Annotated in this window: 9 protein-coding genes; 7 read left to right on the top strand and 2 right to left on the bottom strand. The window is 69.0% G+C overall.

Annotation, left to right across the window (positions count from 1 at the left end):
- The first annotated feature begins 11 nt into the window (after window positions 1-11).
- The 6 genes from AP234_RS13140 to AP234_RS13115 all read left to right on the top strand — a co-directional run bounded on the left by AP234_RS13140 (window position 12) and on the right by AP234_RS13115 (window position 11,861).
- Window positions 12-980, top strand: coding sequence for an ABC transporter permease subunit (locus AP234_RS13140; RefSeq protein WP_055479903.1), 969 nt, complete (start codon window positions 12-14; stop codon window positions 978-980).
- A gap of 10 nt (window positions 981-990) precedes the next feature.
- Window positions 991-1,872 (top strand): carbohydrate ABC transporter permease, encoded by an 882-nt coding sequence (locus AP234_RS13135; protein ID WP_235558150.1) that lies wholly within the window; start codon window positions 991-993, stop codon window positions 1,870-1,872.
- A 30-nt stretch (window positions 1,873-1,902) separates the two neighbouring features.
- Window positions 1,903-4,524: a Tat pathway signal sequence domain protein gene (locus tag AP234_RS13130; RefSeq protein ID WP_200926499.1), complete on the top strand. Its 2,622-nt coding sequence runs from the start codon at window positions 1,903-1,905 to the stop codon at window positions 4,522-4,524.
- Between the two features lie 370 nt (window positions 4,525-4,894).
- Window positions 4,895-7,774 (top strand): family 43 glycosylhydrolase, encoded by a 2,880-nt coding sequence (locus AP234_RS13125; protein ID WP_055479900.1) that lies wholly within the window; start codon window positions 4,895-4,897, stop codon window positions 7,772-7,774.
- Window positions 7,775-8,018: 244 nt separating this feature from the next.
- Window positions 8,019-10,649, top strand: coding sequence for a family 43 glycosylhydrolase (locus AP234_RS13120; RefSeq protein WP_083502090.1), 2,631 nt, complete (start codon window positions 8,019-8,021; stop codon window positions 10,647-10,649).
- 177 nt (window positions 10,650-10,826) lie between these two features.
- On the top strand, window positions 10,827-11,861 hold the full coding sequence (locus tag AP234_RS13115) for a LacI family DNA-binding transcriptional regulator (protein ID WP_152990392.1): 1,035 nt from the start codon (window positions 10,827-10,829) through the stop codon (window positions 11,859-11,861).
- An 83-nt stretch (window positions 11,862-11,944) separates the two neighbouring features.
- On the opposite strand, the gene AP234_RS13110 is transcribed toward AP234_RS13115, so the two are convergent.
- Window positions 11,945-12,781, bottom strand: a complete 837-nt coding sequence (locus AP234_RS13110; RefSeq protein ID WP_055480082.1) for an SAM-dependent methyltransferase — start codon at window positions 12,779-12,781, stop codon at window positions 11,945-11,947.
- A gap of 309 nt (window positions 12,782-13,090) precedes the next feature.
- Window positions 13,091-13,537, bottom strand: coding sequence for a ricin-type beta-trefoil lectin domain protein (locus AP234_RS34940; RefSeq protein ID WP_235558149.1), 447 nt, complete (start codon window positions 13,535-13,537; stop codon window positions 13,091-13,093).
- A 376-nt stretch (window positions 13,538-13,913) separates the two neighbouring features.
- Here AP234_RS34940 and AP234_RS13105 point away from each other — a divergent pair, with 376 nt between their 5' ends.
- Complete coding sequence (locus AP234_RS13105; protein ID WP_055479897.1) at window positions 13,914-15,275, top strand: lectin; 1,362 nt, start codon at window positions 13,914-13,916, stop codon at window positions 15,273-15,275.
- Window positions 15,276-15,345: the final 70 nt, after the last annotated feature.

The raw sequence follows: 15,345 nt of genomic DNA, 5'->3' as shown, positions 1-15,345 counted from the left end.
AGGAGGCCGCTGTGGCCACCGACCTGGCGCCGCCTCCCGTGACGGCGTCTCCCGCCCCGGCGCGCGGGAAGCGGCTGTCGCCGCGCACCGCGCTGCTACGCTACCGCTGGCTCTACCTGATGCTCGTGCCGGGTCTCGCCTACTTCGCGATCTTCAAGTACCTGCCGATGCGCGGCCTGACCATCGCCTTCCAGGACTTCGTCCCGTTCCTCGGGTACGGCGGCAGCGAGTGGGTGGGCGTCAAGCACTTCGAGGAGCTGTTCACCGGGCCCGACTTCGGCCGGCTGCTCGGCAACACGCTGATCCTCGCGGTGCTGACGGTCTTCTTCGCCTTCCCTGCCCCCATCGTCGTCGCGCTGTTGCTGAACGAGCTGCGGCTGAACGTGCTCAAGCGCACGATCCAGTCGCTGATCTACATCCCGCACTTCCTGTCCTGGACGATCGTCGCGTCCCTGACGTACCTGCTGTTCTCGGTGGACTACGGGGTGATCGCGAACTGGATCCACGGCATCGTCGGCGGCGCCAAGGTCGACTACGTCGCCCAGGCCGACTGGTTCCGGCCCATCATCGTGATGCAGACGCTGTGGAAGTCGACCGGCTGGGGCACGATCATCTACCTGGCGGCGCTCGCCGGGGTGAACCCCGTCCTGTACGAGGCGGCCCGCATCGACGGCGCGGGACGGTGGCGGCAGTTCTGGCATGTCACGCTGCCCGCGATCCGGCCCACCATCGTGGTCATGGCCATCCTCACCTCGGGCCACCTGCTGGACTCCAGCTTCGAGCAGATCTGGCTGATGACCAACTCGCTGAACCGGTCGGTCGCCGACGTGTTCGACACCTTCGTCTACTACATCGGCATCACCCAGGGCGGCTACAGCTACGCCACGGCGGTGGGCCTGTTCAAGGGGGTCGCCGGCGTCCTGCTGATCTTCGGGTGCAACTGGCTGGCCAAGCGCCTCGGTCAGCGCGGACTGTTCTAGGGGGCCCGGGATGTCCACATCGGTGCGGAACCACGGCTCCCTCGGCAGCCGGGTCTTCGACGTACTCAACATCATCCTACTCGTGGGGCTGGCACTGGTCACGGTCCTGCCGCTGCTCTACGTCCTGGCCGCGTCGTTCGCCTCGGAGTCGGAGATCGCCTCACGGCCGTTCTTCCTGTGGCCGGAGCGCGTCGTCACCGGCACCTACGAGTACATCTTCGGGACCGGCACCTTCGTCAGGGCGCTCCTCACCACCATCGGCGTGACGGCGGTGGGCACGGTGGTCCAGGTCATGCTCACGTTCACCATGGCCTATCCGCTGGCCAAGCGGTACCTGCCCGGCCGTGCGCTGGTGCTGAACCTGGTCATCTTCACGATCGTCTTCAGCGGCGGCATGATCCCGACCTACCTGGTCGTCCGCGACCTGGGACTGCTCGACAGCTACTGGTCGCTGATCCTTCCGCTGGCGATCAACCCGTTCTACCTGATCATCGTCAAGAGCTTCTTCCAGGAGCTGCCCCAGGCGCTGGAGGAGGCGGCCCGCATCGACGGCTGCAGCGAGCTCGGCGTCTTCTGGAAGGTCGTCATGCCGCTGTCCAAGCCGATCATCGCGACGTTCTCGCTGTTCTACGCGGTGGGGATCTGGAACGACTACATGTCGCCGCTGCTGTACATCGACGACAACAGGAAGTGGACGCTCCAGGTGATCGTCCGCCAGCTGACCGGGGCGGACGCGGAGAACGCCCTGTCCCAGCTCGACTCGGTCATGTTCCCCGTGGAGGGCATGAAGTTCGACGTCGTCGTCATCGCCACCCTGCCGATCCTGTTCTTCTACCCCTTCCTGCAGAAGCACTTCGCCAAGGGCGTCCTGATCGGCTCGGTCAAGGAGTGACCGGGGTCGCCGCCCCACCTGGAGGTTCAGATGAAAGCCACCCGACCGGAGGACCCGGCCGCCGCCGACGCCGTACCCGCGGTGCGGCTGACCTGGCTCGAGGGCAGGCCGGTCGACTCCGCCGTCTCCACCTGGGGCACGCCCTGGCCCCGGGGGGTCGTCCCGGCGGGGCAGGCGTTCACGCTCGGCGACGGAACCCCCGTGCAGAGCTGGCCGCTGGCCTACTGGCCGGACGGGTCGCTGAAGTGGACCGCCCACGCGATCGCGGCGGACGTGCCCGCCGAGTCCTACACCCTCCGCGGGGGCACGCCGGCCGTGCCCGCCACACCGGTGACCGTCGAGGAGCACACGGACCACGTGGACGTGGACACCGGCGTGATCAGGGCGCGCATCCGCAGGGGCGGCGCCGAGCTGATCGCCCATATCCGGCGCGGCGGCGTGGAGATCGCCCGCCGGGGACGGCTGGTCAGCCTCAGGCAGGCGGAGATCGACGAGTCCGAGGAGGCGAGGACCCCCCTGGAGCGCCGTGAGAGCGACATCGAACAGGTCGTCGTCGAGCAGGCCGGGCCGGTGCGCGCCGTGATCAGGATCGAGGGCCGCCAGACCGGGGAGCAGGGCGTGTCCTGGCTCCCGTTCACCGTGCGGCTCTACTTCTACGCGGGCGCGGAGTCCATCCGCATGCTGCACAGCTTCGTGTACGACCGGGACGGCCGGCGCGACTTCATCGCGGGGCTCGGCGTACGGTTCCGCGTGCCGATGCGGGACGCGGCCCACGACCGGCACGTCCGCTTCGTCGGCGCGGACCACGGCATGTTCGCCGAGGCCGTGCAGGGGATCACCGGGCTACGCCGCGACCCGGGAGCGGCGGTGCGGGCCGCCCAGATCGCGGGCACCCGGCTGCCCGACCCCGCCACCTGGAACCGGCGGGTCGCCGACCGCCTGCGGTACGTCCCCGAATGGGGCGACCATTCGCTCAGCCAGCCGTCGTCGCGGGGCTTCACGCTGAAGAAGCGGACGAAGCAGGGCTGCGGCTGGATCCCCGTCGACCAGGGCGGGCGCGCCGCCGGGCTGGGCTATGTGGGCGGCGTCAGCGGCGGCCTGGCCTTCGGACTGCGCGACTTCTGGCGGCTCCACCCGACCGGGCTCGACATCCGCGGCGCCCACACCGACGAGGCCGAGATCACCGTCTGGCTCTGGTCGCCCGACGCCGGGCCGATGGACATGCGCCCCTACCACGACGGCATGGGCCAGGACACCTACCCCGAGCAGCTCGACGGGCTCGACATCACCTACGAGGACCACGAACCCGGCTTCGACACGCCGTACGGCATCGCCCGCACCCACGAACTCACGTTCTGGGCGATGGCCGCCACTCCCCCGGCCGACCGCCTGGCGGCCATGGCCGACCGGCTCCGGACTCCCCCGCAGCTGGTCAACCCGGTCGAGCACCTGGTGTCCGCGCGGGTGTTCGGCGGCCTGTTCTCGCCCGTCGACCGCTCGAACCCGGCCAGGGCCGCGATCGAGGATCACCTGGACTTCCTCTTCGACCACTACCGGAGGCAGGTCGAGCAGCGTCACTGGTACGGCTTCTGGGACTACGGCGACATCATGCACACCTTCGACGAGGACCGGAAGGTGTGGCGGTACGACATCGGCGGCTACGCGTGGGACAACTCCGAGCTGTCGCCCGATCTGTGGCTCTGGTACGCCTTCCTGCGCTCGGGACGCGCGGACGTCTTCCGCTTCGCCGAGGCCATGACCCGGCACACCGGCGAGGTGGACGTCTACCACCTCGGCCCCTGGGCGGGCCTCGGCACGCGGCACGGCGTGCAGCACTGGTCCGACAGCGCCAAGCAGCTGCGCATCTCCACCGCGATCTACCGCCGGTTCCACTACTACCTCACCGCCGACGAACGCACGGGCGACCTCATGCGGGCGCTGGTCGACTCCGACCGGACCTTCCTGACGCTCGACCCGCTGCGGAAGATCCGCACCGAGCCGTACGCACCCGACCCGCACGCGCCGGCCATCGGCCTCGGCGCCGACTGGAGTGGCCTGGCCGCCGCCTGGCTCACCGAATGGGAGCGCGGCGGCGACCCCGTCGCCGAGCGGAGGCTCAAGGCCACGATGCGGACGATCGCGGCGATGCCCAACGGCTTCGTCACCGGCGAGGGCCGGTACGACCCGGACACCGGCGAGTTCGCCCCCGCCGGGCGGGAGGTGTCGGTCTCCCATCTGTCGGCCATGTTCGGCCAGGTCGAGATCTGCGCCGAGCTCATCGACCTGGTGGACATGCCGGAGTTCGAGAGGGCGTGGCTGCGGTACTGCCGGCTGTTCAACGGCACGGCGGCCGAGCAGGCCGCGGAGACCGGCGCCTCCTTCGGCGACCTCATCCTCAGGCAGGGCCACTCCCGGCTCACCGCGTACGCAGCGGCCCGGCTCGGGCGTGACGATCTGGCCTCCCGGGCGTGGCAGGAGTTCTACACCGGCGACGGCTACGGGCCGGATCTGCCGTGGCGGGCCGAGCGGGTCACCTCGACGCTCAACCCGACGGAGCAGGCCGCCTGGGTGTCCACCAACATCACCGCGTTGTACGGCCTGGCCGCCATCCAGAATCTCGCCCTGATCGGCGACCGGATCACCGCTCCCTGACGTGGCGTCCGGCTCGGCGCGGCCTGGCGTCCGGCTCGGCGCGGGAACCCGCGGCGTCGGCCGGGGTGCGAAACGTTACGGCCTTATCGGGCGAACGTTACGCGCGGCGAAAGCTTGACAGTGCGAACCGCCCCGTCTACTGTCAGCGATCAATCGCGATTTTCGGTCCCGTCATAATGTTAGCGCTAACAACATAGCCCGTCCTGTTCTGCGATGGTCGCCACGGCTGCCACGAGCCGGCGCGGACAGAGGCGACACCCGCGACCCATCGCATCTGGAGCTCGTAATGCCCTTATCCCCCCGCTCCCCTCTCCCCGTCGCACGCCCCCCGATCCCCGGGACCACCGCCCGGTCCAGAAGCATTTCGGTCATGACCGTCGGCGCGCTCCTGTGCGCCGGTCTCGTGTCCACCGGCGGTGTGGCGAACGCGGCCGATGAATGGTCGCCCAGATCGTCGTACACCTCGACCGACAGCGGCGCCGGCACCTACACCGTGCCGCTCCTCCGCTCCGACGTGCCGGACATCAGCGTGGAACGCGTCCCGGCCGCCGAGAACAAGGAGAACCGCGACGTCTACTACATGGTCAGCACGACGATGCATCTGAGCCCGGGTGCGCCGATCATGAAATCGTACGACCTCGTCAACTGGGAGATCGTCAACTACGTGTTCGGCCGGGCGGACATCGGAGACTCGTTCTCGCTGCGCAACGGTCAGAACTCCTACGGCCAGGGCCAATGGGCGTCGTCCCTGCGCTACCACGACGGCAGGTACTACGTCGTCTTCAACACGAACAACCTCGGCGGCGCCTACCTCTACAGCACCGACGACATCGAGAACGGGGCGTGGCGGCGCACGCCTCTCGGCCGTGGCCTGCACGACCCCTCGCTCTTCTTCGACGTCGACGGCACGCCGTACATCTTCTACGGCTCCGGCGGCACGAGCGCGGTGCGTCTCAACGCCGACCTGACCGCCATCGAGCAGGACTACCCGAACATCTTCACAGCCGGCGACTACGCCGGCCGGCCGTTCATCGGCGGACTGTTCGAGGGCGCCCAGTTCTACCACATCGACGGGTACTACTACGCGGTCATCATCACCTGGCCGCCCGGCCAGGGGCGCCAGGTCGTCATGCTCCGCTCGAAGGAACTGCTCGGACGCCACACCTCCGAGGGGGGCGTGAACACCTACGAGGCGCGCGGAGTGCTCAACTCCAACGGCTTCGCACAGGGCAGCCTCGTGCCCATCTCAGGCGCGGACGGCGGCACCGACTGGTACGGCATGTTCTTCCGCGACACGTTCCCGATCGGGCGCATCCCGGCGCTCATCCCCGCGACGTGGCAGGACGGGTGGCCGACCTTCGGCGACAACGGGGTCGTGGCGGTCGACGGCGAGTTCGCCAAGCCCATCGAGCTCGGCCCGGAGCAGGAGACGTTCGAGCGGCAGAAGAGCATCGTCGCCTCCGACGACTTCGCCAACGACGCGCCGCACAAGGCGTACATGGACGAGGAGTGGACGATCCCGGATCCGCCCAAGTACGACGACTCGCTCATCGGCGTCGAGCTCCTGCAGAACCCCGGGTTCGAGTCCACGCCGGTCGCGCCGTGGGCCGCGCAGTACGGCGCGACGCTGACCCGGGACACGACCGATCCGGCCTCGGGATCGGCGGCGCTCAAGGTGAGCGGCCGTACGCTCAACGGTTCCGGTCCGAACCAGTTTCTGAACGGGAAGATGCAGCGCGGTGTGACCTACACCGTGTCCGCCAAGATCAAGTACACCTCGGGTCCGGACAGCGTGCGGTTCAACCTCGCCGCCGACTGGGGCTCCGGCGTCCAGGTGATGTCGTCAGGGAACGTGCCACGCGGGCAGTGGACGACGGTCTCGGGCCAGTACACCGTGCCGGCGACGGCCAACGTGGACAACTTCAAGTTCGCGGTGGAGACGCCGTGGGCCAACCCGCAGCCGCCGTCGTCGAGCGTGGAGTATCTGATCGACGACGTCTCGATCGTCGGGCAGCCGGTGACGGCCGAGTCCCCGGCCGAGGCGGAGATCGCGTTCAACGGGTCGCGGCTCGACCCGGTCTGGGAGTGGAACCACGCCCCCGACAACCGCCACTGGTCGCTCACCGATCGCGACGGCTGGCTGCGGCTGACGACCGGCAGGGTGGTCACCGGCAAGTACGTCTACACGAAGCTCTCCAACCGGCCCGAGCTGGCCTGGTTCGAGGAGGCGCGGAACACGCTCTCGCAGCGTACGTTCGGGCCGCGGCAGTCGGTCGAGACCAAGATGGACATCTCCGGCATGAAGGACGGTGACGTCGCCGGCCTGGCCGCCTACAACCGCGGGTTCTCGTACGTCGCGGTCAAGCGTGCGGGCGGCCAGAACACGCTGGGCGTCGTCAACCGGGTGCAGCCGTTCTCCGTCGACCTCGACCAGGCGACGCTGGAGAACTTCGTGCCGGGCACGACGGTGTCGCTGGGGGACGCCACCCAGGTGCACGTGAAGGCCGACCTCGACTTCGCCTCGCCCACCGGACAGCTGTGGACGACGTTCTACTACAGCCTCGACGGGCTGGAGTGGACCCGGCTCGGCGACCGCGTCGGCCCGCAGACGCTGGACGGCACCCTCGCGCACTTCATGGGACACCGAGTCGGCCTGTTCAACTACGCCACCCGGCAGAAGGGCGGGCACGTCGACTTCGACCACTACCTGCTCAGCGACACGCTGACCGCGCAGAACAGGCCGCTCGACACGAGCGCCCTCGACGCGGCGATCGCGTACGCCGACAGTCTGGACGGGCGCGCCTACCCGAAGGACGCGTGGGCCGAGATGCGGACCGCGCTGGCCGACGCCAGGACGGCGCGGGCCGGTGAGCTCGGCACCCAGAACCAGATCGACGCGCCGGAGCGGGCGCTCAGCTACCAGTTGGCCCGGCTCGGCACGCTCAAGGCGGCCGCGCCGTCGCTGAACCTGTCCGTCACGGCCGGCACCCGGTGCGTCGGCAAGAAGGTGATGGTGACCGTCGAGGTGACCAACAACGAGGCGGTCCACGTGAAGGCGTCGGCCGAGTCGGCGTACGGCTCGGCCCCGTTCGGCGCGGTGCCCCCGGGCAAGACCAAGTCCCGCTCGTTCCCGGCCGGCGTGGCGAGCGTACCGGCCGGCCAGGTCACGGTGACGGCCTCCGGAACGGTGGACGGCGAGCCGGTGTCGGCGTCGCTGGACGCGAAGTACGACGCCCGCACCTGCGGCTGATCTCCGCCGGGGCGGCCCGGTGGTGGCGGCCCGGTAGGGATGGCCCGGTGGAGAGGGCCCGGTGGAGAGGGCCCGGTGGAGACGGCACGTGCCACCGGGCCACCCCGCCCTGCCTCTGTCCCTGTCCCTGTCCCCGTTCCTGCTTCTGTTCCTGATCCTGTTCCGGTTCGAGACCCCCTGCCCCGGGGCCCGCGGCCCGTCGGCCCTGGGCGTTCTACCACCCCCCATCCAAGGAGGACAGTTCGTGTTGAAGCATGTTCGAAGGGCGATCCGGCGACGGGTCGCCGCGGTCGCCGCGGCAGGCGCCGTGCTGGCGGCGGGGCTCGTCGCCACGGCGGCGCCCGTCCAGGCCGCCGGCCCGGACATCATCGTGAACGGCGGGTTCGAGGACGGCCTCGCCGGCTGGTTCGCCAACGACGGGAACGCGACCGACGGTGCGACGCTGTCGCCCACGACCGACGCCTACTCCGGTTCCGGCGCGGTGCTCGTCACCGAACGGAAGACGACCGGTTCCGGCCCGATGCAGGACCTCTCCGGCAAGGTGGAGGCGGGCAAGACCTACCTCGTCACGGCCCGGGTGAAGTACGAGAACCCCGACAGCCCGGCGACCAAGCAGTTCTTCGTCACGATGCACTACGGCGGCGGGACGTACACGAACCTCGGCACCGTGACGGTGCCGCGCGGGCAGTGGGGGCTGATCCAGGGCACGTTCACGATCCCCGCTTCGCAGAACGTCTCGACCGCGAGGATCTTCGTGGAGACGCCGTGGACGTCGAACCCCTCGTCGGCGCCGGACACGCACCTGATGGACTTCAAGGTCGACGACGTGACGCTCAACGAGTTCGTGCCGTCGCAGACCATCGAGGTGCTCGGCAAGAACCCCGGCGAGGGCAACCCGCTCATCTCGCACAAGTTCGGGGCGGACGGCAACGCCTTCGTTCACGGCGGCCGCGTGTACCTCTACATGACCAACGACACGCAGATGTACAACCCCGGTCCCAACGGGGTCTCCCCGACCAACACCTACGGCGGCATCAACACGATCACGGTCATCTCGTCCGACGACCTCGTCAACTGGGTCGACCACGGTGAGATCCCCGTCGCCGGTGCGAACGGGATCGCCCGCTACGCGAGCCAGTCGTGGGCCCCGGCGGTCGAGAGCAAGGTCGTCGACGGCAAGGAGAAGTTCTTCCTCTACTTCGCCAACAACGGCAGCGCCACGGGCGTCATCGTCGGCGACTCGCCGCTCGGCCCGTGGCACGACGAGCGCGGCAGCCTGCTCATCACGGGCTCGACCCCGGGCGCGTCGAACGGCAAGAACTGGCTGTTCGACCCGGGCGTGTTCGTCGACGACGACGGCCAGGCCTACCTCTACTTCGGCGGCGGTGGCGACGACGGGTCGGGCAGCTACGAGAACACCAACCACCCGAAGTCCACGCGGGTGATCAAGCTCGGCGACGACATGATCAGCACGAAGGGTTCGGCGGAGGTCATCGACGCGCCGCTCGTCTTCGAGGCGGGCCACGTGTTCAAGCGTGACGGCAAGTACTACTACTCGTACTCGTCGAACTTCGGGTACGGCGGCCCGATCGACCCCAACGGTCCGCCGACCGGGGCGATCGCCTACCTCATGGCCGACAGCCCGATGGGCCCCTGGACGGCCGACACGTACGCCGGCCTCATCTTCCGCAACCCCGGCACCTACTTCGGGGCCGGCGGCAACAACCACCAGTCGGTGTTCGAGTTCGACGGCGAGTACTACTTCACCTACCACGCCCAGACGCTCAACAGCCGGATCACGGGCGGTGCCACGCAGGGCTTCCGCAGCCCGCACCTCGCCAAGCTCGAGTTCGACGACGACGGCACGATCAAGGAAGTGAAGGGCGACTACAAGGGCGTCGAGCAGCTCCGCGGCCTCGACCCGTACCGCGTGATCGAGGCCGAGACGATCGCGTGGCAGCAGGGCATCACGACGAAGAAGATCGACGGAGCTTCGGAGGAGTTCGGTGCGCAGGCGCCGAACCTCGTGGTGCACGACATCGACGACGGCGACTGGACGTCGCTCGCGAAGGTCGACTTCGGCGAGGTCGGCGCCGCCGGCATCACCGCGAAGGTGCGCCCGCTCGTGGCCGGCGGGAAGATCGAGATCCGGCTGGACGGCCGCACCTCGCCCGTGGTCGCGACCATCCCCGTCGACGCGCCGCTCGGCGAGTGGACGGAGCTGACCGCCGACCTCGACGGCGTCACCGGCGTGCACGACGTGTACTTCACCTACGCCGGGCCCGGCGGCGACGATCTCTTCGAGATCGACTCCTGGGCCTTCGACGGCGGGAAGGGCACGGACACGACGCCCCCGACCATCGCGGTCTCCGGTGTCACCGACGGCCAGGAGTACGGCGACAGCCAGGACCTGACCATCGGCTGGACCGCCGATGACGCCGACTCCGGGGTGAAGTCGGTGACCGGCACGCTGGACGGTGAAGCGTTCGAGTCCGGAACCGTCAAGCCGCTGTACGAACTGGCCCTGGGCGAGCACACCCTGACCGTCACGGCCATCGACAACGCCGGCAACAAGGCCGAGCAGACGGTGAAGTTCTCGGTCGTCGCCTCGACGGACGACATCGCCGCCCTGATCGACCGCTTCGAGGCCGCCGGCAAGATCGGCGCCAAGAGCGCACACCGGCTCCGGATCAACCTCGCGACGGTTCGCGACGCGGAGCAGAAGGACAAGAAGATCGACAAGATCGTGAAGGAGCTGCGGAAGTTCCAGGACCTCGTCGACGACCCCAGGGTCGTCACCGACGCCCAGGTCCGTGACACGCTGATTCGGGACGCCGAGGCGCTGATCGTCCGGTACGGCGGCGCGTCGAAGTAGGACCGGCCACGAAGGATCACGGCATCGAGGGTGCCGGGCGACCGGAAGGGAACCCGGCACCCTCCGAAAGTTTCGGACACGTAGTCGGGCACGACCCCGCCTTTCCCCCGATTCAGCGGCTACATTGTCCGAAACATTTAGAGCTCGCGGCGGCGATTCGCCGTTAGACTGCGCCTTGTGACCGTATTCGACGAGTCGGCCGCGTCCGAGCCCGAACCGCTGACTCTCGCGCAGCTCGCCGAACTCGCGGGAGTGTCCACTGCGACGGTCTCGAAAGTGGTGAACGGCCGATCGGCCGTGGCGCCGGAGACCCGCGCCATGGTCGAAGCCCTCATCCGCAAGCACGGCTTCCGCAGGCAGCGGCGGCGCTCCAGCCCCGCTGCCGTGCTGGAGCTGGTGTTCCACGAGCTGGCCGGCGACTACCCCACGGAGATCGCCCGGGGGGTCGGGCAGGTCGCGCGCGAGCACCACCTGGCCGTGGCGATCTCCGAGCTGCAGGGTCATCACACTCCCGGCGGCGACTGGCTGGAGGACGTGCTCAGCCGCCGCCCCACCGGTGTGATCGCGGTCTTCTCCAGCCTGACCGATGCCCAGCGTGAGTGGCTCTCCACCCGCAAGATCCCGCTCGTTCTGCTGGACCCGACCGGCGACCCCGGCCATCTGGTCCCCTCCGTGGGCGCGGGAAACTGGAACGGCGGCCTCACCGCCACCCGCCACCTGCTGGAGCTCGGGCACCGGCGGATCGCCATCATCACCGGGCCCTCCCACGCCCTGTCCAGCCGGGCCCGTCTCGACGGCTACCGCGCGGCGCTGGACACGCTGGGCGTGCCCGTCGACCCCGACCTGATCTGCCCGGGCGACTACCGGATCGAGGACGGTCTGACGCACACATACCGGCTGCTGCAGCTGCCCGACCCGCCCACCGCCGTCTTCGCCTCCAACGACGGCCAGGCCATCGGCGTCTACCATGCGGCCTACCGCCTGGGGCTGCGCATCCCGCAGGATTTCAGCGTCATCGGCTTCGACGACATGCCCCCGGTGCGCTGGGCCGTCCCGCCGCTGACCACGATCCGCCAACCGCTGTCCGAGATGGCGGCGGCCGCGGCCAGGATGCTGGTGACGCTCGCCGCCGGCGAACCCCTCCCCACCAACCGCCAGGAGTTCGCCACGACCCTCGTCATACGCGACAGCACCGCTCCGCCGAAGCGATAGCGGATAGAAGCCGCCGGTGTTCGCCAACGCCGACGGCCCTCGGGGGGGATGCGCCATCCCCGAGGGCAGTGGGGGCCTCCGGCTCAGGGCTTGATCGCGATCCCGCCGTACGCCCAGGCATGGCCGCCGCCCGGAATGTGTTCCCGGTGCCCGTCCTCGTCCGGCCGCCACTTCACCACCTCGACGACGCCCGGATCGACCAGGTGCCAGCCGTCGAAGAACCGCATCACGCCGGCGTGCGTACGGGGCACCATGGGCGCGGTGCCGTTGTCGTAGGGCTTGGTGAACTCGTCCTCATCCACCTGGGGCGCGAAGTCGAGGGTGATGTGCGACAGCAGCAGGTGGCTGCCGGCGGGCACGGCGGCCTTGAACCGCTCCACCACGGCGTACGGATCCTCCTCGTCGGTGACGAAGTGCAGGACGCCCGCCAAGATGACGGCCACCGGACGCGTGAAATCGAGGGTGGCCCGAACCTCGGGATGGGACAGGATGGCCTCCGGCTGCCGCAGGTCGGCCTCGATCACCGTGGTCGTCCCGGCAGCGCTGCCGGTCAGCAGGGCCCGGCCGTGGACAAGGACGATCGGGTCGTTGTCGACGTAGACCACCCGCGCCCCGGGATCGATCGCCTGTGCGATCTCGTGGGTGTTGCCCTGGGTGGGGATGCCGGTGCCGAGGTCGAGGAACTGCGAGACGCCCCCCTCTGCGACGAGGTGCCGCACCGCCCGGCGGAGGAAGGCGCGGTGGGCGCGTACCCCCTCACGTGTGCCGGGAGACACCTTGATCAGTTTCTCGGCCGCCTCGCGGTCGGCCGCGAAGTTGTCCTTGCCGCCCAGCAGGTAGTCGTACACCCGGGCCGGGTGCGGCACCGTGGTGTTGATCCGCGTGGCGGCCTCGGCCCGAGCATCTGTCAGATCCTCCACCGTCACTCCCGGTCACTTCTCGATCTCATCGAATCTCCTCAGAGCCCCGCGGGCGCGGACCCGCGGCGTCGGCCGAAGCAGCTCCCGAAAGCGGGAACACGCCGAAGGTCGGTCGCACCCGCAGGAGTGGACCAACCCGTGGCACCGTATCCGGCTTGGGCCGGTCGGCGTGGGATAGCGCTAACAAACAATTTAAGCAGCTGTTGCAGTGGTCTGCCGCGTATACACCGTTACGGGGCCGCCCCGGGGGCCGCCCCGGTGAGGGCCCGACGGGTGGGGTCAGGCGCGGGTCCACTGCTGGTTGGTGCCTCAATGGCAGGTCCAGATGTGGATCTTGCTACCGTTGGCGGTGCCGTACTCGGCGACGTCCAGACACTTGTTCGCGCCCACGGCGGTGATGGTGCCGTCGGCGTTGAACCGCCACTTCTGGCGGGTAAGGGGTTTCCGCTCATGCCTGAGCCTCCTTTGCGGCTGAATGCGATAAGGGAGCGCGGATCGATGACCGCGGAGAACGCCAGGCGATCCGTCTCGGTACGTCGAAGACGGCGCATCGAAGCCGGCGCGATCGAGGCGGCGTGTTGAGACCGGCGCGTCATGACCACGGCCCCTGCCGTCCACCACCACAGAACCGGCAGGAGGAAGCGCCCTGAGAGCCAGTCTGGAAATCATGACGAAACGTGTCAAGGTCGCCGCGAGAAAGTTTCGCTCGCCCCCCTCTCGGCCGAGCCCGTACGCTGCAGTGATCTCGTGCGTCATCGATGTAAGTTTTCGGCCGTCCCCTTGACCGTCTCTTTCGCCGCTCTCGACGGCCGTCATCGCGATGAACGTTTCATCGCCGCGCCGCCGCCGACCGTACGCCCCCGCCTCGCCTCAGCAGTTGAGACGCGTCGAATGGCCGGAGGACCGCACCGACGAGGGCGCGGCCCTTGACGGCGCGCGCCATGTCGTATTTGCTGCGCCGCACCACCACCTCCATCGCCGAGGAAAGGATCACTTGATTAACAGGACCTGGTGTTAGCGCTAACAACCCATCGCCGGCGGCCGGTCGACCGGCGCCATTACTCCCCCGGAAGGCGGAGGAAAATGACCCCCCATCGTGTGTCACCACAAGGACGACAGAGGAACTCGCGAGATGTCGAGGCATAGGTCTCTCTTCACCGCCGTCGCGACCGCGGCACTGCTCGTTCTGAGCACGACGCAGACGGCGCTGGGCGACACCGCGACCAGCGCGATCACATCGCTCACCGAAGTCATGGCCGCCTCCTCGGGATGCGGCAAGACTCCGACGCTGAGAAGCGGTACGCAGTCGATCACGACCAGCGGGAAGAATCGCAGCTACATCCTGAGAATTCCTGACAACTATCAAAACACCACGCCCTACCGGTTGATCTTCGGGTTTCATTGGCGGGGCGGCACCGCCAATGAGGTCGACTCGGGCGGAAGCAGTGGGTATGTCTGGTCCTATTACGGACTCAGGGCGCTGTCGAACAACACCGCGATCTTCGTCGCTCCCCAGGGCTTCAACAACGGCTGGGCCAACTCCGGCGGCGAGGACGTCACCTTCGTCGACGACGTGATCCGCCGGATCGAGGCGGACCTCTGTGTCGACACCTCACAGCGCTTCGCCTCGGGCTTCAGCTATGGCGGCGGCATGAGCTACGCACTCGCGTGCGCCCGGGCGACCACCTTCCGCGCCGTGGCGGTCTACTCCGGCGCGCAGCTCAGCGGGTGCAGCGGCGGCGACCGGCCCATCGCGTACATCGGCCTGCACGGTCTCAGGGACCCGGTGCTCAACATCTCCGCCGGCCGGTCGCTGCGTGACAGGTTCGTGAGGAACAACGGCTGCACGCCGCAGAACCCGCCGGAGCCGGCGCAGGGCAGCCTGTCGCACATCGTCACCTACTACTCGGGGTGCCAGGCCGGATATCCGGTCGCCTGGGCGGCGTTCGACGCGGGTCACACCCCCAATCCCGTGGACGGGAAGTCCGGCGACTTCGAACCCGGCGGGAACTCCTGGACCAGGCAGGTGGTGTGGAACTTCTTCGCACAGTTCGGCGGCGCCACCCCGACGCCGACTCCCACGAGCACCCCCACGGGCGAGCCGCCGGCCACGAGCGCGCTGCGGGGCGTGGGGTCGGGCCGGTGCCTGGACGTCCCCGGCGCTTCCCAGACCAACGGCACGCAGCTGCAGATCTGGGACTGCCACGGCCAGTCCAACCAGCAGTGGACCGCCACCGGCGCCGGTGAGCTGCGCGTCTACGGCGACAAGTGCCTGGACGTCAACGGCGCCGGCACGGCCGACGGCACCAGCGTGATCATCTGGGACTGCAACGGGCAGAACAACCAGAAGTGGCGGTTCAACGCCGACGGCACCATCACCGCCGTGGGCGCGAACAAGTGCCTGGACGTGTCCGAGTACGGCACCGCCAACGGCAGCAAGATCCACATCTGGACCTGCCATGGCGGCACCAACCAGCAGTGGACCCGCGCCTGACCCCACCCGTCGGGCCCTCACCCGGGGCGGGCTCCCGGAGGCGACGTGTTCGCCCCCGGGAGCCCGCCGC

Origin of the sequence: Sphaerimonospora mesophila (genome assembly GCF_001417795.1) — a bacterium.
In the GTDB taxonomy this organism is placed as follows: Bacteria; Actinomycetota; Actinomycetes; order Streptosporangiales; family Streptosporangiaceae; genus Sphaerimonospora; species Sphaerimonospora mesophila.
The sequence above is the reverse complement of the archived record's forward strand: the minus strand, read 5'-3'. Positions and strand labels throughout refer to the sequence as shown.